The 25,634-nt window shown below is 61.1% G+C and carries 19 protein-coding genes; 10 read left to right on the forward strand and 9 right to left on the reverse strand.

Annotated elements, in window-relative coordinates:
• Nucleotides 1–64 precede the first annotated feature (64 nt).
• Together ACXX81_RS10065 and ACXX81_RS10070 are read right to left on the reverse strand one after the other, a co-directional pair.
• On the reverse strand, nucleotides 65–430 hold the full coding sequence (locus tag ACXX81_RS10065; RefSeq protein WP_458571606.1) for a response regulator: 366 nt from the start codon (nucleotides 428–430) through the stop codon (nucleotides 65–67).
• 252 nt (nucleotides 431–682) lie between these two features.
• Nucleotides 683–4,255, reverse strand: coding sequence for an Mcf1 protease effector domain-containing protein (locus tag ACXX81_RS10070; RefSeq protein ID WP_458571607.1), 3,573 nt, complete (start codon nucleotides 4,253–4,255; stop codon nucleotides 683–685).
• A 274-nt stretch (nucleotides 4,256–4,529) separates the two neighbouring features.
• Here ACXX81_RS10070 and ACXX81_RS10075 point away from each other — a divergent pair, with 274 nt between their 5' ends.
• The 5 genes from ACXX81_RS10075 to ACXX81_RS10095 all read left to right on the forward strand — a co-directional run bounded on the left by ACXX81_RS10075 (nucleotide 4,530) and on the right by ACXX81_RS10095 (nucleotide 11,094).
• Nucleotides 4,530–8,024, forward strand: coding sequence for a response regulator (locus ACXX81_RS10075; RefSeq protein WP_209982013.1), 3,495 nt, complete (start codon nucleotides 4,530–4,532; stop codon nucleotides 8,022–8,024).
• Nucleotides 8,025–8,855: a CheR family methyltransferase gene (locus ACXX81_RS10080; RefSeq protein WP_015372059.1), complete on the forward strand. Its 831-nt coding sequence runs from the start codon at nucleotides 8,025–8,027 to the stop codon at nucleotides 8,853–8,855.
• Nucleotides 8,852–9,451 (forward strand): chemotaxis protein CheB, encoded by a 600-nt coding sequence (locus ACXX81_RS10085; protein WP_209982011.1) that lies wholly within the window; start codon nucleotides 8,852–8,854, stop codon nucleotides 9,449–9,451. The genes ACXX81_RS10080 and ACXX81_RS10085 overlap by 4 nt, the downstream gene beginning before the upstream one ends.
• On the forward strand, nucleotides 9,445–10,638 hold the full coding sequence (locus ACXX81_RS10090; RefSeq protein ID WP_209982009.1) for a hybrid sensor histidine kinase/response regulator: 1,194 nt from the start codon (nucleotides 9,445–9,447) through the stop codon (nucleotides 10,636–10,638). Before ACXX81_RS10085 ends, ACXX81_RS10090 begins: the two co-directional genes overlap by 7 nt.
• Before the next feature lie 78 nt (nucleotides 10,639–10,716).
• Nucleotides 10,717–11,094 carry a response regulator gene (locus ACXX81_RS10095; RefSeq protein ID WP_057009991.1) on the forward strand — a complete coding sequence of 126 codons (378 nt, stop codon included), beginning with the start codon at nucleotides 10,717–10,719 and terminating at the stop codon, nucleotides 11,092–11,094.
• A gap of 27 nt (nucleotides 11,095–11,121) precedes the next feature.
• On the opposite strand, the gene ACXX81_RS10100 is transcribed toward ACXX81_RS10095, so the two are convergent.
• The 3 genes from ACXX81_RS10100 to ACXX81_RS10110 form a co-directional block, all read right to left on the reverse strand.
• Nucleotides 11,122–12,792 carry an ATP-binding protein gene (locus ACXX81_RS10100; RefSeq protein ID WP_458571608.1) on the reverse strand — a complete coding sequence of 557 codons (1,671 nt, stop codon included), beginning with the start codon at nucleotides 12,790–12,792 and terminating at the stop codon, nucleotides 11,122–11,124.
• The gene (locus tag ACXX81_RS10105; protein ID WP_209982005.1) at nucleotides 12,789–14,291 is read right to left on the reverse strand and encodes an ATPase domain-containing protein; all 1,503 of its coding nucleotides are present in this window, start codon (nucleotides 14,289–14,291) and stop codon (nucleotides 12,789–12,791) included. The genes ACXX81_RS10100 and ACXX81_RS10105 overlap by 4 nt, the downstream gene beginning before the upstream one ends.
• Nucleotides 14,292–14,725: 434 nt before the next feature.
• On the reverse strand, nucleotides 14,726–15,784 hold the full coding sequence (locus tag ACXX81_RS10110) for a HEAT repeat domain-containing protein (protein ID WP_209982002.1): 1,059 nt from the start codon (nucleotides 15,782–15,784) through the stop codon (nucleotides 14,726–14,728).
• Nucleotides 15,785–15,992: 208 nt separating this feature from the next.
• Between ACXX81_RS10110 and ACXX81_RS10115 the strand changes: the two genes are divergently transcribed.
• From ACXX81_RS10115 to ACXX81_RS10135, 5 genes are read left to right on the forward strand one after another with little or no spacing between them, the layout of a single operon-like run.
• On the forward strand, nucleotides 15,993–17,642 hold the full coding sequence (locus ACXX81_RS10115; RefSeq protein ID WP_458571609.1) for an AMP-binding protein: 1,650 nt from the start codon (nucleotides 15,993–15,995) through the stop codon (nucleotides 17,640–17,642).
• A 22-nt stretch (nucleotides 17,643–17,664) separates the two neighbouring features.
• Complete coding sequence (locus ACXX81_RS10120; protein ID WP_458571610.1) at nucleotides 17,665–18,432, forward strand: SDR family NAD(P)-dependent oxidoreductase; 768 nt, start codon at nucleotides 17,665–17,667, stop codon at nucleotides 18,430–18,432.
• Nucleotides 18,433–18,441: 9 nt separating this feature from the next.
• Nucleotides 18,442–19,626, forward strand: coding sequence for an acetyl-CoA C-acyltransferase (locus tag ACXX81_RS10125; RefSeq protein WP_458571611.1), 1,185 nt, complete (start codon nucleotides 18,442–18,444; stop codon nucleotides 19,624–19,626).
• Nucleotides 19,627–19,638: 12 nt separating this feature from the next.
• Nucleotides 19,639–20,766, forward strand: a complete 1,128-nt coding sequence (locus ACXX81_RS10130; protein WP_209981993.1) for an acyl-CoA dehydrogenase — start codon at nucleotides 19,639–19,641, stop codon at nucleotides 20,764–20,766.
• Nucleotides 20,767–20,777: 11 nt separating this feature from the next.
• A complete protein-coding gene (locus ACXX81_RS10135; protein ID WP_231421288.1) occupies nucleotides 20,778–21,551 on the forward strand; it encodes an enoyl-CoA hydratase in 774 nt (257 codons plus the stop codon).
• Nucleotides 21,552–21,991: 440 nt separating this feature from the next.
• Here the strand turns inward: ACXX81_RS10135 and ACXX81_RS10140 are convergent, their stop codons facing one another.
• The 4 genes from ACXX81_RS10140 to ACXX81_RS10155 all read right to left on the reverse strand — a co-directional run bounded on the left by ACXX81_RS10140 (nucleotide 21,992) and on the right by ACXX81_RS10155 (nucleotide 25,433).
• Nucleotides 21,992–23,143 (reverse strand): acyl-CoA dehydrogenase family protein, encoded by a 1,152-nt coding sequence (locus tag ACXX81_RS10140; protein WP_209981988.1) that lies wholly within the window; start codon nucleotides 23,141–23,143, stop codon nucleotides 21,992–21,994.
• Between the two features lie 3 nt (nucleotides 23,144–23,146).
• Nucleotides 23,147–24,250, reverse strand: a complete 1,104-nt coding sequence (locus ACXX81_RS10145) for an enoyl-CoA hydratase/isomerase family protein (RefSeq protein ID WP_209981986.1) — start codon at nucleotides 24,248–24,250, stop codon at nucleotides 23,147–23,149.
• 131 nt (nucleotides 24,251–24,381) lie between these two features.
• The gene (locus ACXX81_RS10150) at nucleotides 24,382–25,092 is read right to left on the reverse strand and encodes an HPP family protein (protein WP_458571612.1); all 711 of its coding nucleotides are present in this window, start codon (nucleotides 25,090–25,092) and stop codon (nucleotides 24,382–24,384) included.
• 173 nt (nucleotides 25,093–25,265) lie between these two features.
• The gene (locus ACXX81_RS10155; RefSeq protein WP_458571613.1) at nucleotides 25,266–25,433 is read right to left on the reverse strand and encodes a hypothetical protein; all 168 of its coding nucleotides are present in this window, start codon (nucleotides 25,431–25,433) and stop codon (nucleotides 25,266–25,268) included.
• Nucleotides 25,434–25,634: the final 201 nt, after the last annotated feature.

The following is a 25,634-nucleotide window of genomic DNA, read 5'->3' on the forward strand; positions in this document are numbered from 1 at the left end:
AAACGTCACGTAAATCCCTGCACGCACACTGAACTGAGCAAATGGATAAGGCGAGGGGCAGGTATCAGGCTGCGGGGAGCATGGACTTGACCTTGTCGCGCAACTGATCGATCGAGAACGGTTTGCCAATCAGCTGCATGCCGGGGGGCACATCGATGTTGTCGGCGTAGCCGCTGGCAAACAGGATCGGCAGTTCGGGGCGCAACTCACGTACTTTGGTTGCCAGTTGCTTGCCGTCCATGTCCGGCAGGCCGACGTCGGTCATCATCAGGCTGATGACCTCATCGCGATTCTGCGCAAATGCCAGTGCCTGTTCGGCGTCAGCAGCCTCCAGCACAGTGAACTCCAACTCTTCGAGTACATCGACGATCAGCATGCGCACGATGTTGTCGTCTTCTACTACAAGGATGGTGGAGGAGGTGGAGGACATAATGAGCATTCCTGAAAAGTGAGGGGCTGAACGTGACGAGGCAGAAGCTAACCCGGTAGTGAGTGATAACAATGCCAGCAAGTTCAAAATGAATGGCTGGCATTGTGACCTTAGGCACGCCGAATGTCCCGTCAGCGTGCTGGTTTACTCATACGTTTGACTGCCGAGGGGTTGCGACCCGTCTTGAAGTCGCTGGAGGCGTACAGAACGCCCGGCGTTGAAACCCTCTTGCACGAATGTGTGAGCCCTGGCTCAAAGAGCCGCGTTGAACAGCGCATACGGGTTGTTATAGGGCACTGTCATTAGAAAGTCAGACTCATTGAAAAGACTGACATTGAATTGCGGCCTGCCGCTGGTAATGGCGACAGGGCTCAGTGTGCCTGCTGTTCTTCCGCTATTCAGGCAGACCTCTATTCCGCGCTGCATTGTGGCTTCGCTGGTGAACGTCGCCAGGCCGAAATTGGGGTCAAAGAAAAACCACTCCTTCTGGCCGTTGCTATTCAACATGGCCCCCGCGAGCAGACCGTGATTTTGCGTAGCGACCCTCATCATGCAGGGCGGGGTTGCTTTGCTCAGGGTAGCGCCGATGTCAATGTGTGACATTTGGGACACGGGTTGAACACCATGAAAATGGTCGCGAACGATCTGATGCATCTCGTTCAGTTGTTTGCGAAACGCGAGGACTTTGGAATCATTGGTCTTAATGCTCGCTTTGAAAAAATTATCGATCAACGTCTGTTGGCGCCCATTCTGAATGGCTATGGCCATGGTATTGACCAAGGCCGCGCATTCGCCGTTTGATGCCAGATCCCCTTGGCTCAGGTAGAAGTTTTGCGGCATCAGCGTGGCTTTGCCACCTGCGGCCGCGATTTGCTCGCTGAAGATTCTCGCGCTTTCAAGGCTATTGCGCACCATTCTGGTTTCTATCACTTTGGCCAACGAACCGATCTCTTCGGCCGTGCGCCCCGAACTGACGGTCAACTCCTTGAGATCCGAAACATTCATGGAACTGTAATACCCAGGGATGTTTTCGATGTTGCCAGCATCATGACCTCGGGTGAAGGCGGCAAGGTCATTAGCCTTGGCCTTTGCCAAGGTGTCTCTGAGGACATCAGAAATGTGGGGCGTTCTCGGGGTTGGAGCCACAACAGCGGTCAACCAATTAATCCAGTTGCCGTTTATCTCACCGTTGGCGGCGACCGTTACCGGTTTGAAGTTCGCCAACGCCGTTCCATAAGGACCAATGACCGGGTCCAACGAGTACCATTTACGGTTTTCAAACACTGCACCGCCTTGGACAACCTCGTCTGCCAGCTTGAAGGTGCCGGTTGCAACGATGCGATTATGTTTACTGGCTGCTTTGAGCGCATCGTAACTGCCACTTGCGCCCCTGAGCGCGGTGACCACATCGGCCCCCTTGGCAAGCCCTCTTCCAACCAGCTTGGCTCCTCCCACCAACACGTCGCCCACCCCGCCCACGGGATTAATAAACTCAATAGCAGCCGCGCCAATAAACTTTACCGCTTTGGTTGCCTTGGCAGCGGCGTTCAAACCCGACATGCCCTTGCCAAAGACTTTTACCGCTTGCGCCGCCTTGCCCGCACCCAGCGTGAGCAGTCCGAACGCGTCAATAGCCAGATCACCGACCCCGTCAAGGGTGTTGCCTTGCAGAAAATTATTGATAGCCGATCGAAACGGAATCAGGTTGAGAAAAAACTCATCAATCACGCTACCTAGCGCCCGACCTTTGTCGAAGGACGTAATACCTCTGGCGTGGTTCAACAGCTCCTCGCCATCCAGCGCGAGCGCTTTGACGTACATGTTGGCAATAAAGTCGGTGCGCTTGGAGCGATAGCTGTCGGGCGTTTGAGCGGTAACGGGCTTCTCTGTCGTTTCGCTGTCTCGAGCACTGTTGTAAGGGTTCAGCACGGACATTCGAGTAATGAGATTCGCGGCTCTGGAATCCATCTTCTCAGCGGTATAGGGCTCGCTGAGTCTGCGAATCAGGTGTTCCTTTTTTTCAATGGTCCCTGTGCTGGAGTCGATTTCATACACGTTGACCTCGCCGTTGAGCGTAGTCTTTACATGCATCGTGCGCGCACGATGTACCAGTTCGAGCGGTGAAGTGAAATCGAGTGCAATTTTGTAGTCGCTGGTGTGAAAAAATTTCACGTCGCCCTGTTCAAAATTCCTGCGGTCAGCCAGTGGCAAGTTGGATACCAGCTGCTTGACAAGTTCATGGTGGCCGTCACCCAGCGATTTCATGGCGGCTTCATAATGAGTGTCGAATAACTTTTTGACCTCAGTATGTTTTTTGGTTTTTAAGTAAGTGTTGAACGAGGCGATCGGAATTCGCCTATCCGGCGTGACCCATACGTGATGCTTGTCGAGCGGTTTGCCCTCCATCACGATATCAAGCATCGAGCGTCGCGTAAGATAAGCGGGGTAAACGCGGAGTGCGTTCTGGTCGCGTATTTGCAAATTCCTGATTTCAAAGACGGAAGGATCCACCTGAGGAAATTCAGCTTTCAGGTATTCCAGCGCGATGTCCTTTCGACTGGGCACGGGCGTCTCCAGTAATGACGAAGACTTCACCAGCGCGCTGAGTTGATCGTTATAGGCGATCCTGGCCTGTTGTATCTCGGCCGCAGAATGTTCGGTTTCGCTGGGCTTCAGCACTCCATTGGCTACGGCCCAATCGATCAGGGCGCCGCGTTGAGCCAATTGACTGGTGTAAGTGTCAGCCGCTATTGACTCAGCTTGAGCGATAACCTCTGCGTAGGTCATGTTCTGCACCCGACCCGGCGTCTGCGCCTCGATCCTGGCTGCGGCAATCGTCAACTGCGCCCACATGGCAGAGCCTACGGTGACGCCGCCTGGAATGTCTTTAACCAGAAATTGCGGTGCACTGGAGGCCAGTAAAAGGTGAGTCGCGAGCGTGGCTGAATACGGTGCAGCCCGTCCATTGTCGACAAGATGACGGCTCAGTTCGCTGACGACGTGCGACGGGGCGAGGCCCCAATGCTCGGGACGTAACAGATCAAAGTGCGCGGTGTGGTTGCGAATTTTTTTTAGAGAAGATTCCGGATCCAGCCGAAGGTGAATCGCCGCCAATATATAGTCGTAAATACTGGTGTCCGACGCCACACCCCCCAGGTGCGCCTGGAGGGCTTGCCCCAGCGCCAGGGCGTTTGGGCTGTCGAGCAATTTCTGCATGGCCATGGTGGCGGGGCCTTTCAAGTCATCGTGTGTCACCGAGCTGCCAATCAATAAATAATCCAGCACACCCCTGTCAGTGGACAACGGTAAACCCGGCAGCCCCGTCTCGCTGGAAAGCAGGAATTGGGCGATGCGGTACTGGTCAGTTTGCGCCATCGGTATCGGCCAGGACAGCGCGCCACCGAAATCCCCCAGGAGGAGCACCGACGCTTTTTTCTCCAATATGTCTGCCAGCGCTTTGGCTTCAACGACGTTCTGCGGCAAGTCATAGCCCAGGTCCGTGATGACGGTAGCCAGGGTCGGGGGAGTGGTGCGCGCCAGAGCGTAGGAAGAACCTACATAGGGAAGCACGACATCGCTGTTCAACTGGTAGGAAAACTTGTGATCCACCCAGGTTGTCAGGCCCCTTAGTTTATCGGCCAAACTGAACATATCCTGTTGGTCCGCCAGCAATTGCTGCACGGTTTTGACGGCAGGTGTCGCAACCGAGGACGAACGGTCCCGGGGAGATGGGTTCGCTGTTACCGCACCCGCTTTTTTTGCACCCGGCTCAGGTGCTTCGGTGACAAGGTTCATCGGTCGATGCGCTACGCGGGTGATGCTCATTCGAAATACCCCGGTCTGTCAGAAGGACGCCTTTACGTTGGATCTCCCTGTTCCTGAGGCGCAGCCATGAGTGCCGGATCGATGCACTGACGTTCCAACTTCGCTGCGTCGATCTGTAAAAAAAATTGTAAGTAAGCTGGCGAAACTGGCGGTAAGAGGTGTGGGATTTATGCATCGAGCCCGTACTGTTGCGTCAAATCAGCGCACAAACATAGCCTCGGCACCCGATATTCGGGCAAACTCCCGGTTTTTCCGTATTGGCCAAGGCATGCCCATGACTCCTGCGTCATCCGTCGATGAAAAGAGCTTCCGTACCCTGCTGGGCCGAAACGTCGCGTTACCCTTAAGCGTCGGCGTACTCAGCGCGGTGTTTTTCGTCTGCCTGATCACCTATCTGCTGTCGGTGATCCAGTGGGTGGAGCACACCGACCGGGTCATCAACAACCTCAATGAGTCGTCGAAACTGACAGTGGATCTGGAAACCGGCCTGCGTGGCTTTCTGATCACCGGCGACGAGCATTTTCTCGACCCCTACGAAGTGGCCAAGCCGCGCATCATTGGCGACCTGCGTAACTTGCAGGAGCTGGTGGCGGATAACCCGCAGCAGGTGGACCGCCTCAAACGCCTGGAAGCGATGCAGGGCGAGTGGAACAAGTACGCCCAGTCGATGATCGACCTGCAGCGCAACAGCGGTGACTACCGCTCGGCGGTCAAGGCCGGTCGGGGCAAGGGCCTCACCGATGCGATCCGCCAGGAATACGCGGATGCGGTGGCGATGGAGCAGCAGTTCCGAATCGCGCGCAACAAGGACGTCACCCGTACCACCATTGTCAGCGTTGCGCTGTACCTGACATTCGTATTGGGGCTGAGCGGTTTTCTTGCCTATATCGGCCGCAGGAATTTGGTAGCGTTATCAGATAGCTACAGCGCAAACCTCGCGTCGCAACAGAAGATTGCGCGGCGTCTTGAGCAACAGGCCTGGCTGCGCAACGGCCAGACCGAACTGGCCGAGCAGGTCCTCGGCCAACTGACCCTGAACATGCTCGGCCGCAATATCCTGCAGTTCTTCGCTCAATACATGGGCTCTGCCGTGGCCGCGTTGTACGTGCGTCAGGAGCACGGCGGTCTCAAGCGTGTGGCCACTTATGGTTTCTCACGCGAGCAGGAACAGCACGAACAGTCGATCTACAGCGACGAAGGCATCGTTGGGCAGGCCGCCCAGCTTGATCGCCTGATTCGCCTGGACGATGTGCCGGTGGATTACTTCAAGGTCAGCTCCGGGCTGGGCGAGGGCTCGACGCGCAGCGTACTGGTGGTGCCGACCAGCGACGAGGACCGTGTCAACGGTGTGATCGAACTGGGTTTCCTGCGCCCCCTGGATGAACGCGACGTCGAGCTGCTGGAACTGATCGCCGGCAATATCGGCACCTCCATCGAAGCTGCGCGCTACCGTCAGCGCCTGCAGGAAGTGCTCGCCGAGACCCAGCAGCTCAACGAAGAGCTGCAAGTGCAGCAGGAAGAACTCAAGACCGCCAACGAAGAGCTCGAAGAACAGTCACGCATCCTCAAGGAGTCCCAGGCCCATCTGGAAACCCAGCAGGCGGAGCTGGAGCAGACCAACGAGCAGTTGGCCGAGCAGACCCAGACCCTGTCCGAGCAGCGCGACGCCATGGACCGCAAGAACATCGAACTCAACCAGGCCCAGCTTGAACTCGAAGACCGCGCCGACGAGTTGCAGCGTTCGAGCAAATACAAGTCCGAATTCCTCGCCAACATGTCCCACGAACTGCGTACGCCGCTCAACAGCTCGCTGATCCTGGCCAAGTTGCTGGCCGAGAACCCTCAGGAAAACCTCAGTGCCGAACAGGTCAAGTTCGCTGAGTCGATCTATTCGGCGGGCAACGACCTGCTGAACCTGATCAACGACATCCTCGACATCTCCAAGGTCGAAGCCGGCAAGCTGGAAGTGCGTCCGGAAACGTCCAGCGTGGCGCGTCTGGTCGAGGGTTTGCGCGGGATGTTCGAGCCGCTGGCCGCCGACCGCAAGCTGGGTTTTCAGGTGGATGTACAGCCCGGTGCGCCGGCCATGCTGTTTACCGACCGCCAGCGCCTGGAGCAGATCCTCAAGAACCTGCTGTCCAACGCGGTCAAGTTTACCGAGCAGGGTGAGGTCAGCCTGTCGGTGTCCCGTGCGCAGGATGCGGGCATTGCCTTTACCGTGCGCGATTCGGGCATCGGCATTGCGCCGGACCAGCAGGAAAGCATTTTCGAAGCCTTCCGCCAGGCCGACGGCACCACCAACCGCCGTTACGGCGGCACCGGCCTGGGCCTGTCGATTTCCCGCGACCTGGCCGCGTTGCTCGGCGGTTATATCAGCGTGACCAGCGAGCCGGGCAAGGGCAGCGTGTTCACCCTGGTCTTGCCTGAGCACTACGTGGAGCGCGAAGCCGATGCGCCGCTGGCAGAGCAGGCGCGCCAGCCGCTGGCCGCCGCGCCTGCGCCGGTCAAGGTCTCGCCGCTGCCGGTGGCCGATACCAGCCAGATCCCGCGCTTTGCCGACGACCGCGACAAGGCGCCGTTCACCACCCGCTGCATCCTCGTAGTGGAAGACGAGCCCAATTTTGCGCGGATCCTCTTCGATCTGGCGCATGAACTGGGCTACCACTGCCTGGTGGCCCATGGCGCGGACGAAGGCTACAGCCTGGCGGCAGAACTCATTCCCGACGCGATCCTGCTCGACATGCGCCTGCCGGACCATTCCGGTCTCACCGTGCTGCAGCGCCTCAAGCAGAACGCCGGCACCCGCCACATCCCGGTGCACGTGATTTCCGTGGAAGACCGCGTCGAAGCGGCGATGCACATGGGTGCCATCGGCTATGCGGTCAAACCCACCACCCGTGAAGAGCTCAAGGATGTGTTCGCGCGTCTGGAGGCCAAGCTGACGCAGAAGGTCAAGCGTGTGCTGCTGGTGGAAGACGATGACCTGCAACGCGACAGCATTGCCCGCCTGATCGGCGACGATGACATCGAGATCACTGCCGTGGGCTTTGCCCAGCAAGCCCTGGACCTGCTGCGCGATCATATCTATGACTGCATGATCATCGACCTCAAGCTGCCGGACATGCTCGGCAACGAGCTGCTCAAGCGCATGGCCACCGAAGATATCTGTTCATTCCCGCCGGTGATCGTCTACACCGGGCGCAACCTGACCCGCGATGAAGAAGCCGAACTGCGCAAGTATTCGCGCTCGATCATCATCAAGGGCGCGCGTTCGCCGGAACGTCTGCTGGACGAGGTCACACTCTTTCTGCACAAAGTCGAATCCCAGCTGTCCCATGAGCGCCAGACGATGCTCAAAACCGCGCGCAGCCGCGACAAGGTGTTCGAAGGCCGCAAGATCCTGCTGGTGGACGATGATGTACGCAATATCTTTGCCCTCACCAGTGCGCTGGAACACAAGGGCGCTGTGGTGGTGATCGGCCGAAACGGCCGCGAAGCCATCGAACGGCTCGATGAAGTCGAGGACATCGACCTGGTGCTGATGGACGTGATGATGCCGGAGATGGACGGTTACGAGGCCACTGCGTTGATCCGCCAGGACCCGCGCTGGAAGAAGTTGCCGATCATTGCGGTCACCGCCAAGGCCATGAAAGACGATCAGGAGCGCTGCCTCGCCGCAGGCTCCAATGACTACCTGGCCAAACCGATTGACCTGGACCGGCTGTTCTCGTTGATTCGCGTGTGGCTGCCGAAGATGGAACGCATTTAAGTGGAGCGCAGTTTCTTGGACAAAAGCAGCGACATTGAGCTGCGCCTGTTGATTGAGGCGATTTACCTCAAGTACAGCTACGACTTTCGCGATTACTCGGGCGCGTCGGTCAAGCGCCGTGTGGCCCATGCGTTGCGTCAGTTCGACTGTGCGACCATCTCGGCGCTGCAGGAGCGGGTGCTGCACGATCCGTCGGCTTTCATGCAACTGCTGCAATTTCTGACGATCCCGGTGAGCGAGATGTTTCGCGACCCTTCGCACTTTCTCGCGATCCGCCAGGAAGTGGTGCCGCTGCTCAAGACCTACCCGTCGATCAAGATCTGGATTGCCGGCTGCAGCACGGGGGAGGAGGTGTACTCGATGGCGATCCTGCTGCGTGAGGAAGGCTTGCTCGAGCGCACGATCATCTACGCCACCGATATCAACCCGGCGTCGCTGGACAAGGCCAAGCAGGGCATCTTCTCCCTGGAGAACGTGCGCGCCTACACCGCCAACTATCAGCAGGCCGGCGGCCAGCGCTCATTTGCCGACTACTACACGGCAGCCTACGATTACGCGATCTTCGACAAGACACTGCGTGAGAATGTGACTTTTGCCGATCACAGTTTGGCGACCGATAGTGTATTCTCCGAAACTCAATTAATTTCGTGCCGTAACGTGCTGATTTACTTCAATAAAAAATTGCAGGATCGCGCGTTTGGGCTGTTCCATGAATCGCTGTGTCATCGCGGCTTCCTGGTGCTGGGCAGCAAGGAAACCCTGGATTTTTCCGCCTACAGCAAGCAGTTCGAGCCTTTGGTCAAACAGGAACGGATCTACCGCAAATCATGAACGACGCCGCAGCCAACCCGATTCGCGGGATTGAAGCCATCGTCGTCGGCGCGTCCGCTGGCGGTGTCGAGGCGTTGCTGAGCATATTTGGCGAGCTGCCCACGGGCTTCGGCCTGCCGATCATTGCCGTGCTGCACCTGCCGGACGAGCGTCGCAGCCAGTTGGCCGAAGTGTTCGCGCGGCGCCTGCGCATCCCGGTAAAAGAAGCGCGGGACAAAGAGCTGATCGAGGCCGGCACCCTGTATTTTGCCGGGCCCGGCTATCACCTCTCGGTGGAGCAGGATCGCAGCCTGTCCCTGAGCCAGGAGGACCGCGTGCACCATTCCCGGCCAGCCATCGATTACCTGTTTGCCTCGGCTGCCGACGTGTACGGCGCCGGCCTGCTGGCGATCCTGCTCACCGGCGCCAACCAGGACGGCGCGCGCGGGCTGGCCCATGTCAAGCAATCGGGCGGCACCACGGTGGTCCAGGACCCCACGGAAGCACGCATCGCCGTGATGCCGCTGGCGGCCCTGGCCCTGCACACACCTGATCATATTCTGACTATGGGCCGAATCGGCTCATTGCTGGCTTCCCTGGAATCTTCCCCATGTTAAGTACCGTCCAGGCCAAACTGCTGATCGTCGACGATCTGCCGGAAAACCTGCTGGCCCTCGAAGCGCTGATCAAGCGTGAGGATCGTCACGTCTACAAGGCGTTGAGCGCCGATGAGGCCTTGTCACTGTTGCTCGAACACGAGTTCGCCATGGCGATTCTCGATGTCCAGATGCCCGGCATGAACGGCTTCGAGCTGGCCGAGTTGATGCGCGGCACCGAAAAGACCAAGAACATCCCGATTGTGTTCGTCAGTGCCGCCGGTCGCGAGCTGAACTACGCGTTCAAGGGCTACGAAAGCGGCGCCGTGGACTTCCTGCACAAACCGCTGGATATCCATGCGGTGAAGAGCAAGGTCAATGTGTTCGTTGACCTGTATCGCCAAAGCAAGGCCATGAAGCTGCAGGTCGAAGCCCTGGAGCGCAGCCGCCGCGAGCAGGAACTGCTGCTGACGCGCCTGCAGGCCACCCAGGCAGAGCTGGAGCAGGCGGTGCGCATGCGCGATGACTTCATGTCGATCGTCGCCCACGAAGTGCGGACGCCCCTCAACGGCCTGATCCTGGAAACCCAACTGCGCAAGATGCACCTGGCCCGGGACAACGCTGCGGCGTTTACCCTGGACAAGATGCACGCGATGGTCGACCGCGACGAGCGGCAGATCCGCAGCCTTATCCGGTTGATCGAAGACATGCTCGATGTGTCGCGTATTCGCACCGGCAAATTGTCGATTCGCCCGGCGCCTTTTGATCTGGCGCAGTTGGTGAGCAGCCTGGTGAACAATTTTGCGCCGCAGGTAACTGCCGCCGAGTCGTCCATGCAACTGGTGGTCGACGGGCCGGTGGAGGGGCATTGGGACGAATTTCGCATTGAACAGGTGATCAACAATCTGCTGACCAACGCGTTGCGCTACGGCGCCAAGAGCCCGGTGCACGTGCGGGTATACGCCGAGCATGGCGAGGCACGCGTGGAAGTGCGCGACCACGGCATTGGTATCAGCGAAGAGAACCAGAAGCGCATCTTCCAGCAGTTCGAGCGCGTTTCGGCCAGTCATGCAGCGGCCGGACTGGGCCTTGGGTTATTCATTTCCGAGCAGATCGTGGCAGCCCATGGCGGCACCATCGAGGTGGAGAGCCAGATAGGCGAGGGCGCCTTGTTTCGCGTGTGTCTGCCTCTGCAGGCGGCGCCCTGAAATCAATCGTCAGCTCAACGCAACCTCTGCTTGACCCCATGGTCGTAATTGCAGCAATTGACCGGACATAGGCTTCCCATGAGTGAAGATGCACAAGACGTCGTACTGATCGTCGAGGACGACGAATCCATTATGTTTGTGCTGGGTGAATACCTGGCAGGCCTGGGTTATCGGGTATTGAAGGCCGTCAACGGAAAAGAGGCGTTTGAAATTCTCGCGACCAAGCCGCACCTGGACCTGATGGTCACCGACTACCGTCTGCCCGGTGGCATCTCCGGGGTGCAGATCGCCGAGCCAGCTCTGAGGGTACGGCCGGAATTGAAGGTTATCTTTATCAGCGGTTACCCGCAGGAAATCCTCGACTGTGACAGCCCGATCACACGCAATGCGCCGATCCTGGCCAAGCCGTTCGATCTGGATACGCTGCAGGAGCATATCCAGCGGCTGCTGGCCTGACGGCCGAAGGGCTGCTTTCATGCAGCCCTAGGCCTGGATCATTTCCCGAACCTTGGCGGTCAACAGGTCAAAGGTGAATGGCTTGGTGATCAGTTGCATCCCAGGGTCGAGAAACCCGCCACGCACCGCCGCATGCTCGGCATACCCGGTGATGAACAGCACCTTCAACCCGGGTCGGATCTGCCGGCCAATCTCAGCCAACTGGCGTCCATTCATGCCCGGCAGACCGACGTCGCTGATCATCAGGTCAATGCGTTGCTCGGACTCGATGATCGGCACCGCCGTGACAGCGTCCACCGCCTCGACGAATCCATAGCCCAACTCCTTGAGCACCGCGCTGACCAACACGCGTACGGCGGGGTCGTCCTCGACAATCAGCACCGTTTCGCCGGCATTGGCGTACGGCAGCAGCGTCGGATTGGTGGCCTCCTGCGCGGCGATCTCACCGGCAAAGCGGGGCAGGAACAGGCTGACGGTGGTGCCTTTGCCCACTTCACTGTGGATGGTCACATGCCCGCGAGACTGGCGGGCAAAGCCGTAGATCATCGACAAGCCAAGGCCTGTGCCCTGGCCGATCGGCTTGGTCGTGAAGAAAGGATCAAACACTCGGCCTATCACGTTGTCGGGTATGCCACAGCCGGTATCGCTGACGCTTAATTCAACGTAATCGCCGGGCTGCAGGGTGCCGTAGGCGGCGGTAAACACGCTGTCCAGATGGCGGTTGCCGGTTTCGACCGTCAGGCGGCCGCCGCCCGGCATCGCATCGCGCGCGTTGAGCACCAGGTTGAGCAGCGCGCTTTCCAGTTGATTGGGGTCGGCTTCGGCGGTCCAGAGCGGGCCGCTGAGGCGCATGTCAAGCGCGATGCTTTCATTGATGCTGCGTTGCAGCAGCTCACCCATCGAGTTCACCAGTTGGTTGATCTCCACAGGCTTGGGGTCCAGCGATTGGCGACGGGAGAAGGCGAGCAAACGGTGGGTCAATCCGGCGGCGCGGTTGGCCGAGGTGACCCCCAGGTCGATCAGGCTATCGAGGTCGTCGAGCTTGCCCCGTGCAATGCGCCTTCGCAGTAATTCCAGGCTGCCGATGATGCCCGTGAGCATGTTGTTGAAGTCGTGGGCAATGCCGCCGGTCAACTGACCGACCGCTTCCATTTTCTGCGACTGGCGCAGCGCGTCTTCGTTGCTGCGCAGTTGTGCAGTACGCTCCTCGACTTGCTGTTCGAGGGTTTCGAGGGTGCTTTGCAGGCGCTGCTCGCTTTCACTCAAGTCAATCAGGCGGTCACGGGCTTCGTATTGGCGGCGACGGCCACGCAGTGCGGCGCTCACCAGGCTGATCAGCGTGACCGGATGAAACGGCCGTTCCAGAAAGGTCACGTTACCCAACAGGCCGCTCAGGTGCGATGAGCCGTTTTGTTCGGTGCCGCCGTGGTGGGTCATCAATACGATCGGCAGGTCCGACCAGGCGGGTTGTTGATGCAGGTATTCAAGCAATGGTTCGAGGTCGACGCCGCGCAGGGCTTCCGCCGCAATCACCAGCAAGCCGGCGCCTTGTTCAAGTGCCTCGCACAAGGCGCCCAGGTTGGCGGCGACGATGCCACTGTAACCGGCTTCGTTGAGCATCATCAGCGCCAGTGAGCTGTCACGGCCGACGGGGGCCAGGATGATTGCCCGCTCGGAGACAGGGGAAAGACTGGTCACTGGCCCTCTTCCTTGAGCAGGGGAGAGCCCGCGCCCATGTAGGTAGGGATACCGCGCAATACGCCCTGGAAGTTGTCGAGGGGCTCACCCACGGTCAGCCCGCGCCCGCTGATGCGGTACTCGCGAATCGACGATTCATGGGCGCCGGTGCGTTTCTTGATGATCGAAATCGCGCGGCGGACCTTGCCCAGTGCCTCGAAGTAGCGCAGCAAAATTACGGTGTCGGCCAGGTAGGTGATGTCCACGGGTGTCTGCATGTCGCCGACCAGCCCGTGCTGGGCAACCGTCATGAAGGTCGCTGCGCCTCGGCGGTTGAGGTACAGCAGCAATTCATGCATGTGCAGGATCAGCGCGTTCTCTTCCGGCATCGCGGCCTGATAGCCGTTGATGCTGTCGATGACCACGGTCTTGATGCCGCGCTCGTCGACGCAACGGCGCACGCGGTGCGAAAACTCGCCAGGCGACAGTTCGGCGGCATCTACCTGTTCGATCAACAGGTTGCCGGTCGCTTGCAAGGCGGCCAGGTCGATGCCCATGTTTTTCATGCGTTCAAACAGCAGGCCCAGCTCTTCATCGAAGATGAACAACGCGGCTTTTTCGCCACGCGCCACTGCGGCGGCGGCGAAGACCATCGAAATCAGCGATTTGCCGGTACCGGCCGGGCCAAGGATCAGGCTGCTGGAACCGGTCTCGACACCGCCGCCCATCAGCGCATCCAGTTCAGGAATGCCGCTGCTCAGCGTCTCTCGTACGTAACCGCCACGGTGCTCGGCGGCCACCAGACGCGGGAACACGTGGATGCCGTCCTGCATGATGGTGAAATCGTGAAAACCGCCACGGTATTTCTGACCCCGGTACTTCACCACGCGCACGCGGCGGCGCTCGGCGCCGTAGCTGGGCGTCAGCTCCTCCAGGCGAATCACGCCGTGGGCCACGCTGTGCACGGTCTTGTCGAGGGATTCGGTGGTGAGGTCGTCCAGTAGCAGCACGGTGGCGTCGTAGCGCACGAAGTAGTGCTTGATCGCCAGAATCTGCCGGCGATAGCGCAACGAGCTTTGGGCCAGCAGGCGAATTTCCGACAGCGAGTCGATCACCACGCGGCTCGGCTTGACCCGCTCGACGACCTCAAAGATCTGCCGGGTGGCTTCACCCAGTTCCAGGTCGGAGGAGTACAGCAGGCTCTGCTGATGGTCGGCGTTGAGCAGGCTTTCGGGCGGGGTGAGCTCGAAGATATGAATATTGTCATCCAGGTCCCAGCCGTGGGACTTGGCACCCTGGCGCAATTCACGCTCGGTTTCCGACAGCGTGATGTACAGCGATCGCTCGCCGTTTTTGGCGCCCGCCTGCAAAAAGTGCAGGGCTACGGTGGTCTTGCCGGTGCCAGGTTCGCCTTCCAGCAGGAACAGGTGGCTGCGCGATAGCCCGCCGCAAAGAATGTCATCAAGACCTTCAATGCCGATGGCCGCCTTTTCACTGAACAGCTCGTTGGATGTAGACAAGAAGTGCCCTCAGGTCACGTACAGATAGAGGGCGTGCCCGCTTGGCACGCCATAATCTCTTGACCGTAGCGGCCTGTAGCCGTTCCGCGAACTTGCGATTATGTGCTGTGGGCGACTCTCGGTTGCTGTGTGAAGCAGGTCTAACGGTGGAAAGCAGGTCTTTAATGTGGCGAGCGGGCTTGCTGTGTTGTGGCAAACGGGACCTGTTGTGGCGAGCAGGCTTATTGTGGCGAGCGGGCTTGCCCCGCGTTGGGGTGCGAAGCGCCCCCAATCGAGCAAAAAACGGTGTACCTGATACGGCTCAGCGCCTGGTTTTGGGGCTGCTGCGCAGCCCAACGCAGGACAAGCCTGCTCGCCACAGGGAATCTGCGCTTAACTGAACGGCATTAGGGCAAGCCCGCTCGCCACAACAGGTCCGTTTGCTGCGAGGTTTTTTACAGGCCTTGCTGCAACGCGGGGTCGTCGGGGTTCTGTTGCTCAAGCTGCGCGAGCAATATCTGCACGTTCTGCAACTGCCCGCTCTCTTTCCAGTAGTTGACCAGCAGCACCCGCGCCTTGCGGTTGGCGGGGTGGCGCTGGATGATTTCTTCCAGCTGGCGCTGGGCCGCTTCCAGTTCGTCCTGGGCGTGCAGGGTGGTGGCGAGGTCGTAGCGGTAATCCTGATTGTCCGGCTCCAGTTCGATCGCTCTGGACAGGCCGAGCAGTGCATAAGGCCGCTCGCCGTGGTGCAGCAACCACATGCCGAGCGCATGCTGCAAATAGGCCGATTCCGGGTGCGCCGCCAGTTGGCGCCCGAGCAATTGGCGGGACTCGTCGGTCTTGCCCTGTTTGTCCAGCAGTTCAATCTGCGCAACCACGGCTTGCAGGTTGTCCGGCTGCAGACGTATTGCCTGCTCCAGCGCATTTTGCGCATCCGGCAGCAGGGCACTGTGAATGTACAGGCGCGCCAGTTGAATCCAGCCCTCGGCGGTTTCGGGCTCGGCCTTGAGCTTTTTCACGAACTCATCGAGCACTTGCTGCAACGGGCCGAAGTACAGGCCCAACGTGTCCGGCGAGAGGCCGAGCAAGGCATTGGCGGCGGCAAAACGAACCTCCTGCTCCGGGTCGTCCAGCGCCGGCCCGAGCAGCAGGGTGCGCTGGCCGGTGGGCACCAGGCCGACAATGCTGTGAATGGCCGCTTCGCGTACCACGGGCGAGTCGTCAAGCAGGTCTTTATCGGCCAGTTTCAATGCCTGGGGGCTGGGGTAGTTGGGCAGTTCGGCATGCAGGGCGGCGCGGCGTTCCGGCGACAGGTCCGGGCGGCCCAATTGCTGGTACAGCACCCGCGCCGCGCCCGGTTCGCCGTTGTGTGCCTGCCGCAGCGCCTTGGCATATCCATGGGCAATCGCAGGCGGCACCGCCGTCGGGGTGGATCGGGAGAAATACCAGGTGATCACTACAATAAACAGCAGGGCGCACAGGCCGGCAATCGAGTAACGGCGTGACTTTGACATGCGGGCGTCCAGAAAACGTGAGCGACTGTTACAAGGCCGTCAGCTTCGACCAGACCACGGCAGGTGTCAAACCTGTGTCCGCTCCCGCGCGCAATGGCCAAACCAGTCAACTATCTTGAAGGCTTTGACCATTGCCGCTGCAACACTCTGACGCCACTATTTCTGCTGTTGACGCCCTGAAAATAAAAACACAGAGGGATTTGAAGCGATGCGTGACTACCTGTCTGCGATCACCGAGTTCGATTACCCGCGTACCGTTGACGCGGCGCTGGCCGGCAACCTGCAGGCCCTCAACGCCTGCGTGGAATGCTGTGACCGCCATGCGCTGCCGGGGCGCATCGCGCTGTTCTGGGAGGGCCGGGACGGGCGCAGCGCCACGGTGACTTTCAGCGACCTGCAGGATCAGGCGGCACGCTTCGCCAATTTCCTCCTGGCTCAGGGCATAAAGCGCGGCGACAAGGTCGCGGGCCTGCTGCCACGCACCGCCGAACTGCTGGTGGTGGTGCTTGCCACCTGGCGCATCGGCGCGGTCTACCAACCGTTATTTACCGCCTTTGGCCCCAAGGCCATCGAGCACCGCTTGAACAGTTCCGGCGCGGCGCTGGTGGTCACCGACGCGGTCAACCGCCCCAAACTCGCTGACGTCGACGCTTGCCCGACCATCGTCACGGTCACCGGCCCCAAAGGCGAAGGCCTGGTGCGGGGCGACTTCAGTTTCTGGGCCGAGCTGCCCAATCACGCCAATCATTGCGAGCCGGTGATGCTGGGCGCGGACGAGCCGTTCCTGCTGATGTTTACCTCGGGCACCACCGGCCCCTCCAAGGCACTGTCGGTGCCGCTCAAGGCCATCGTCGCGTTCCAGAGCTACACCCGTGACGCCGTGGACTTGCGGCCCGAAGACGCCTTCTGGAACGTCGCCGACCCGGGCTGGGCCTACGGCATCTATTTCGGCGTGACCGGGCCGCTGTCCATGGGCCACCCAATCACCTTCTACGATGGACCGTTCACCCTCGAAAGCACCTGCCGGGTGATCAACAAGTACGGCATCACCAACCTCACCGGCTCGCCCACGGCCTACCGTTTGCTGATTGCCGGCGGCAAGCAGTTCGCCGAATCGATCAAGGGCCGGCTGCGCATCGTCAGCAGCGCCGGCGAGCCGCTGAACCCGGAAGTGATCCGCTGGTTCGCCGACAACCTGGGCGTGACCATCCACGACCATTACGGCCAGACCGAACTGGGCATGGTGCTGTGCAACCATCACGGGCTGACGCATCCGGTGCACGTGGGCTCGGCCGGCTTCGCTTCGCCGGGCCACCGTATCGTGGTGCTGGACGATGACTGCCGGGAATTACCTGCCGGCCAGCCGGGCATCCTGGCCATCGACCGCGAACAATCGCCGATGTGCTGGTTTGCCGGTTACGACGGCGTAAACACCAAAGCGTTCGTCGGCAAGTACTACCTGAGCGGCGACACCGTGGAGCTGAACCCGGACGGCAGCATCAGTTTTGTCGGGCGCAGTGACGATGTGATCACCACGTCCGGCTACCGCGTCGGCCCGTTCGACGTGGAAAGCGCCCTGGTGGAGCACCCGGCAGTGGTCGAAGCGGCCGTGGTCGGCAAGCCGTGCCCGGAGCGCACCGAGTTGGTGAAGGCGTTTGTGGTGATCAACGAGCAGTACCGCGCCACCCCGGAACTGGCCGAAGAGCTGCGCCTGCATGTGCGCAAGCGCCTGGCGGCCCATGCGTACCCACGGGAAATCGAATTTGTCAGCGACTTGCCCAAGACCCCGAGCGGCAAGCTGCAACGCTTCATCCTGCGTAATCAAGAGATCGCCAAGGCCCAGGCGGCCGTGGCGTGATCCACTTTTCAAGGAAACCATGATGCAGATTGAAAACAAGGTGTTTCTGGTCAGCGGCGGTGCCTCGGGCCTCGGCGCGGCCACGGCCGACATGCTGGTGGCGGCGGGTGCGAAAGTGATGCTGGTGGACATGAACGCCCAAGCCGTCGCCGCCAAGGCCGAACAGCTGGGCGAGCGTGCACGCAGCGCCGTGGCCGATATCAGTCAGGAAGCTGCCGCCCAGGCGGCCGTGCAGGCGGCGGTCGACGCGTTTGGCGGCCTGCATGGGCTGGTCAACTGCGCCGGTGTGGTGCGCGGCGAGAAAATCCTTGGCAAGGACGGCCCTCACGGCCTGGCGAGCTTTGCCCAGGTGGTCAACGTCAATCTGATCGGCAGCTTCAACCTGCTGCGTCTGGCGGCGGCGGCGATGGCCGACAGCGACGCCAATGCCGACGGCGAGCGCGGGGTGATCATCAATACCGCCTCGGTCGCCGCCTTCGACGGGCAGATCGGCCAGGCGGCGTATGCCGCGTCCAAAGGCGCCATCGCCAGCCTCACATTGCCGGCCGCCCGTGAGTTGGCGCGTTTCGGGATCCGCGTGATGACCATCGCCCCCGGCATCTTCGAAACGCCAATGATGGCCGGCATGACCCCCGAGGTACGTGACGCCCTGGCCGCCGGCGTGCCGTTTCCGCCGCGCCTGGGCAAACCTGCCGAGTACGCTGCGCTGGTGCGGCACATCATTGAAAACAGCATGCTCAACGGCGAGGTGATCCGTCTGGACGGCGCCTTGCGCATGGCAGCCCGCTAAGGAGGTCTCATGAACGATCCGATTGTTATTGTCAGCGCCGCGCGCACGCCCATGGGCGGGTTCCAGGGCGACCTCAAGGGCTTGACCGCGCCGCAACTGGGCGCCGCCGCGATTCGTGGGGCACTCGAACGCGCCGGGATCGCCGCAGACGGCGTCGACGAAGTGCTGTTCGGCTGCGTGCTGCCGGCGGGCCTAGGCCAGGCGCCGGCACGTCAGGCCGCGCTGGGCGCCGGCCTGGACAAGGGCACCCGCTGCACCACCCTGAACAAGATGTGCGGTTCGGGCATGCAGGCAGCGATCCTGGCCCACGATGCCTTGCTCGCCGGCAGCGCCGAGGTGGTGATTGCCGGCGGCATGGAAAGCATGTCCAACGCGCCGTACCTGCTCGACCGCGCCCGCAGCGGCTACCGCATGGGCCACGGCAAGATGCTTGACCACATGTTCCTCGACGGCCTGGAAGACGCGTACGACAAGGGCCGGCTGATGGGCACATTCGCCGAAGACTGCGCCCAGCATAACGGCTTTACCCGCGAAGCCCAGGACGCCTTTGCCATTGCCTCCCTGACCCGCGCACAGGAAGCGATCAGCCACGGCAGTTTTGCCGCCGAGATCGTCTCGGTGCAGGTCACCGTGGGCAAGGAGCAACAAACCATCCTGCATGACGAGCAGCCGCCCAAGGCCCGACTGGACAAGATAGCCAGCCTGAAACCGGCGTTCCGCGAAGGCGGCACGGTGACTGCAGCCAACTCCAGCTCGATTTCCGACGGCGCGGCGGCCTTGCTGTTGATGCGCCAATCCGAAGCTGACAAGCGCGGGCTCAAGCCTCTGGCAGTCATCCATGGTCATGCGGCGTTCGCCGATGAACCAGGGCTGTTTCCGGTGGCGCCGGTAGGGGCGATTCGTAAGCTGATGAGCAAGACCGGCTGGAACCTCAACGAAGTCGACCTGTTCGAGATCAACGAAGCGTTTGCCGTGGTCAGTTTGGTCACCATGAGCACGCTGCAGATTCCCCACGGCAAAGTGAATATCCACGGCGGTGCCTGCGCCCTTGGCCACCCGATTGGCGCCTCCGGCGCGCGGATCCTGGTGACGTTGCTTTCGGCGCTGCGCCAGCAAGGCCTCAAGCGCGGTGTGGCCGCCATCTGCATCGGCGGCGGTGAAGCCACGGCCATGGCCGTCGAATGCCTGTATTAAGGAATGAGCACCATGCTGCCCAATGACGAACAGCTGCAAATCAGTGACGCCGCCCGGCAATTTGCCCAGGAGCGGCTCAAGCCGTTTGCCGCCGAGTGGGACCGCGACCACCGCTTCCCCAAAGAGGCCATCGGCGAAATGGCCGAGCTGGGCTTTTTCGGCATGCTGGTGCCGGAACAGTGGGGCGGCTGCGACACCGGCTATCTCGCTTATGCCATGGCCCTGGAGGAAATCGCCGCCGGCGATGGCGCCTGCTCGACCATCATGAGCGTGCACAACTCGGTGGGCTGCGTGCCGATCCTCAAATTCGGCAGCGAGCAACAGAAAGCGCAGTTCCTCGCGCCCCTGGCCAGTGGCGCCATGCTCGGCGCCTTCGCCCTCACCGAGCCGCAGGCCGGCTCCGACGCGAGCAGCCTGAAAACCCGCGCGCGCCGCGACGGCGATCACTATGTGCTCAACGGCTGCAAGCAATTCATCACCTCGGGGAAAAACGCCGGGGTGGTGATTGTGTTCGCCGTCACCGACCCGACCGCGGGCAAGCGCGGCATCAGTGCGTTTATCGTGCCGACGGATTCGCCGGGGTACAGCGTGGCGCGGGTCGAGGACAAACTCGGCCAGCATGCTTCCGATACTTGCCAGATCCTGTTTGAAGACCTGAGGGTGCCGGTGGCCAATCGGTTGGGCGAGGAGGGCGAGGGTTACCGGATCGCCCTGGCCAACCTGGAAGGCGGCCGTGTGGGCATTGCGTCGCAAGCGGTGGGCATGGCCCGCGCGGCGTTCGAGGCGGCGCGTGACTATGCGCGTGAGCGCGAGAGCTTCGGCAAGGCGCTGATCGAGCACCAGGCCGTGGCGTTTCGCCTGGCCGACATGGCCACGCAGATAGCGGTGGCGCGGCAGATGGTGCATTACGCGGCTGCGCTGCGCGACAGCGGCAAGCCGGCGTTGGTGGAGGCCTCCATGGCCAAGCTGTTCGCCTCGGAAATGGCCGAGAAAGTCTGCTCGGCCGCCTTGCAAACCCTGGGCGGTTACGGTTACCTGAGCGACTTTCCTCTGGAGCGGATCTACCGCGATGTGCGGGTCTGCCAGATTTACGAAGGCACCAGCGATATTCAACGCATGGTCATCTCACGCAATCTCTAAGGAGCCAATCCATGAGCTACGAAACCATTTTGCTCGACGTGCAGGGCCGTGTCGGGCTGATTACCCTCAATCGCCCGCAGGCGCTGAACGCGCTGAATGCGCAGTTGGTCAGCGAGCTGAACCAGGCGTTGGACGGCCTGGAAGCCAATCCGCAAATCGGTTGCATCGTACTGACCGGTTCGAAAAAAGCCTTCGCCGCCGGCGCCGACATCAAGGAAATGGCCGAGCTGACCTACCCGCAGATCTACCTTGACGATCTGTTCAGTGACAGCGACCGCGTGGCCAATCGCCGCAAGCCGATCATCGCGGCGGTCAACGGCTTCGCCCTGGGTGGCGGCTGTGAACTGGCGCTGATGTGCGACTTTATCCTGGCCGGTGACGGCGCCAAATTCGGCCAGCCGGAAATCAACCTCGGCGTGCTGCCGGGCATGGGCGGCACTCAGCGCCTGACCCGCGCCGTGGGCAAGGCGAAGGCCATGGAGATGTGCCTGACCGGGCGCTTTATCGATGCGGTGGAAGCGGAGCGTTGCGGCATCGTCGCGCGCATCGTGCCGGCCGATGAACTGCTCGACGAAGCGCTTAAAGTCGCGACCCTGATTGCCGGCAAGTCGGTACCGATCAGCATGATGGTCAAGGAGAGCGTGAACCGCGCCTTTGAAGTCAGCCTGTCGGAAGGTGTGCGCTTCGAGCGTCGAGTGTTCCACGCAGCCTTTGCCACCCAGGATCAAAAGGAAGGCATGGCCGCCTTCGTGGCCAAGCGCGCGCCTGAATTCAAGGACAAGTAACCGATCTGCCCGGCGCTAAGGATAGCTGCGCCGAATGGAGCTTCTGTGGCGAGCGGGCTTGCCCCGCGTTGGGGTGCGAAGCGCCCCCAATCAAGCAAAACGCGGTGTAACTAATACGGCTCAGCGCCTGGTTTTGGGGCTGCTGCGCAGCCCGACGCAGGACAAGCCTGCTCGCCACAGGGAATCTGCGCTTGTGGGCTTATTGTGGCGAGCGGGCTTGCCCCGCGTTGGGGGGCGAAGCGCCCCCAATCAAGCAAAACGCGGTGTACCTGATACGGCTCAGCGTCTGGTTTTGGGGCTGCTGCGCAGCCCAACGCAGGACAAGCCTGCTCGCCACAGAGGAATGTGGCTGCCTGAGACTTCAGGTTTTAAAGTCAAAAAGTTATTGGGTGTTTGATAAGAGGGAGCAAGCTCCCTCCCGCAGCTTGGCGTTGCATCAGTCAGAGCGGATAGTTTTTCAACTCTCTGGCAATCACCATCCGTTGAATCTCACTGGTGCCCTCGTAAATCTGCGTGATCCGCGCGTCCCGGTAGTAGCGCTCCACCGGGTAGTCCTCCAGGTACCCGTACCCGCCATGAATCTGCAGCGCAGACGAACACACCTTCTCGGCCATTTCCGAGGCAAACAGCTTGGCTTGCGAGGCTTCCGACAGGCACGGTTTGCCGGCACTGCGCAGGCGCGCGGCGTGCAGGATCAGCAATCGGGCCGCATTAAGGCGGGTCTGCATGTCGGCCAGCAGGTTGGCCACGCTCTGGTGCTCGATGATCGGCTTGTCGAACTGCGTGCGGTCACGGGCATACACCAGCGCCGCTTCGAACGCTGCACGGGCAATACCGAGGGCCTGGGCGGCAATGCCGATGCGGCCGCCTTCCAGGTTCGACAGCGCAATGGCCAGGCCCTTGCCGCGCTCGCCCAGCAAGTTGGCCTCGGGCACGGTGCAGGCCGTGAAGGTGACGGCGCAGGTGTCGGACGCGCGGATGCCCATTTTGTGTTCGGTACGGTCGACCACGTACCCCGGGGTGTCAGTGGGCACTAGGAACGCCGAGATGCCTTTCTTGCCGAGATCGGGGTCGGTCACCGCAAACACGATCGCCAGCTGCGCGCGCTTGCCGTTACTGACAAATTGCTTGGCGCCGTTGATCACCCACTGACCGTCGCGCAGTTCGGCGCGGGTGCGCAGGTTGTGCGCTTCGGAACCGGCCTGGGGCTCGGTCAGGCAGAAACAGCCAATCGCCTGGCCGCTGGCAAGTTTCGCCAGCCAGGTTTGCTTTTGCTCCAGTGAGCCGTAGTTGAGGATTGGCCCGCAACCTACTGAATTATGGATACTCATCAACGCACCAGTAGCGCCATCCCCGGCGGAAATCTCCTCCACCGCCAAGGCATAAGCCACGTAATCGACATAGGCGCCGCCCCATTCCTCGGGGACGACCATGCCCAGCAGGCCCAGTTCGCCCATCTTCGCGACCAAGGCGTCGTCGATCCAGCCGGCTTTTTCCCACGCCTGGGCATGCGGGGCGATCTCATGGCGTGCAAAGTCGCGTGCCATGTCGCGAAACATTACCTGATCTTCTGTGTATTCAATATCTTGCATGACTTATCTCCCAACCTGCTTGAAGTCGCGAAAGAAGCGTTCAACGTGGGCGGCGTGCAGCTCGTGGAGGGACGGCGGGTTCCAGCGAGGCGCCTTGTCCTTGTCGATGATCAACGCGCGCACGCCTTCGATGAGGTCGCCGTGCTCGAACCACTGGCGGTCCAGGTGCAGCTCCAGGGCGAAACATTGCTCCAGCGGCAGGCGGCGGCCGCGACGCAGCATTTCCAGGGTCACCGCCATGGCAAGCGGCGAGCGGGTCTGCATCAGGCTGGCGGTGGTGATCGCCCATTCATGGCTGTCGGCGACCGTGACCTGCTGCAGCTGTTCGACCATGCTCGGCACATCCGGCAAGGCAAAGAAGTGGTCGATAGCCCGGCGCAACCCGGCCAGCGGTGCATCGGGCAGTTGCTGCACGGCCAGTCTGGCCAGCACGCCCTGCAGATCCTTGAGCGGGGCGCCGTGCCAGCGCAGGTCGTCCAGCTTCTGATCCAGGTCGGTCAGCCGCTCGCTCTCCAGGTACCAGTCGGCCAGGCCGCAATAGAGTGCATCGGCCGCACGAATCTGCACGCCGGTAACGCCCAGGTAAATCCCCAACTCACCCGGAATGCGCGGCAGGAAGTAACTGCCGCCCACGTCGGGGAAGTAACCGATGGCCACCTCCGGCATGGCCAGTCGGCTGCGCTCGGTGACCACCCGCAGGTCAGCGCCTTGCACCAGCCCCATGCCGCCGCCCAGCACGAAGCCATCCATCAGGGCCAGTACGGGTTTGCGGTAATGGTGGATCGCCAGGTCCAGCGCGTACTCCTCGACGAAAAAGTCCTCATGCAGGGTATCGCCGGCCTTGAAGCTGTCGTACAGGGAGCGGATATCGCCGCCGGCGCAGAAGGCTTTTTCGCCGGCGCCGCGCAGCACCACCGCATACACCTGCGGGTCATCGGCCCAGGCCTGCAAGTGGCGGTTGAGGCTGCGCACCATGTCCAGCGTGAGAGCGTTCAAGCCGGCCGGGCGGTTGAGGGTAAGGTGGCCGATATGGTTGCGGACTTCGGCCAGAACATCCGTGGTGTGCGTGTCGACGTGGCTTGCCTCGGCGGAAACCTGAGCAGTCATCTCTAACTCCCTGCTTTTTATTGTCTTTATCAAGATATTCGCGAACGAACCTGCTCACGATCCTACCAGTGCAAATTTGCCCAGTACAACCTTCAAACATGCAGGTGCTTCTTGCATTTATGCAGCCATGCTCACGCCGCGCGACGGGCCAGGACTTCGCCGATGCTGCGGCGGCGCGCATGGCCCTCGGCCGCATGGACCAGTTGCTCCAGCGCGTTCGGTTCAATGTCGTAGAACTGTTCCATTTCAGCCAGGGCCCGCTTCAGGTCGGCGACGGTGATCGCCGGGTCAGTCATCGGCGGTTGGCTGCCCATGACGCCATCGGGTGATACATCGGCAGCCTTTGGATAGCGGAGGCGGGTGGCGTTGTTGTAGGCCAGTGCACAGGTCAGCAATGCGCCGGCGCCGAGCATCACGGCGAACAGTTCGTGCCAGCCAAGGGTGGCGGACGCAGGATCGGCCAGCACCAGGGTCATCGCCAGCCCCCCGGCCGGTGGGTGCAGGCAGCGCAGCCAGCACATCAGGATTACCGTCATGCCTGCCGCCAGACAGGCGCTGCCCAGGGTGCGCCCCAGGACCCGGGCCACCAGCAGCGCAACGACCGTCGCACACAGGTAACCCCCGATGATTGACCACGGCTGCGCCAGTGCGCCGGATGACACCGCGAACAGCAACACTGCCGACGCACCCAGCGGCCCCAGCAGGTGCAGCGCTACGTCCATGCCAAATACCTGAGCGCACAGCCACACGCTGAACAGGGTGCCCAGGGCCATGCCGATGGCGGCACGGCTCCATTCGGCGGGTCGGGTATTGATGGCTGCGGGTAACCAGCGAGCGAACATTGTACGAATCCATGAACAGCGGGCAAAAAAAAGGGCTTGCCTGGTTTCCCGGAAAAAGCCCTCGCAAGTTCCAACAATTGGGGGAAGGAACCTGCGCAGTGTGCCGCCGTTGAATGGGCGGGTCCAATGCATATTAATGCAGGTTGAATGCAATAAAACTGGAGTTAAGGCCATCAGCCAAAGGGAATTTGCCGGGTGTCTTGTGCTGACACCGCACTGATGCGCCCCAGCACGCGGGTCCTGCGTTCCTCGTTGAACAGCTGACGCTGCAGGTTTTCCTGCACCGCCGGGTCCTCCGCCAGCGGCCCGTTCAGCGCCACCACGGCATCGCGAAGTTCCATCAATCCATCCAGCCTCGGCACGGCAACAAGCAAAAAATCATCCGACACGGCATTGCCCTCTTTTATGCAGTAGGCGGCCGTGATGAGGCTGGCCGACAGCGTCCTTGTTGTTATGCAGTGTGCGTCGGGTGGTAGATAGTTAACGCACTGGCAAGCGAGTTTACCGACGGGGTGGGGGCGCCGAAAGGCAGAGTTAATCGG

The sequence above is a fragment of the Pseudomonas sp. GNP013 genome (genome assembly GCF_054343995.1).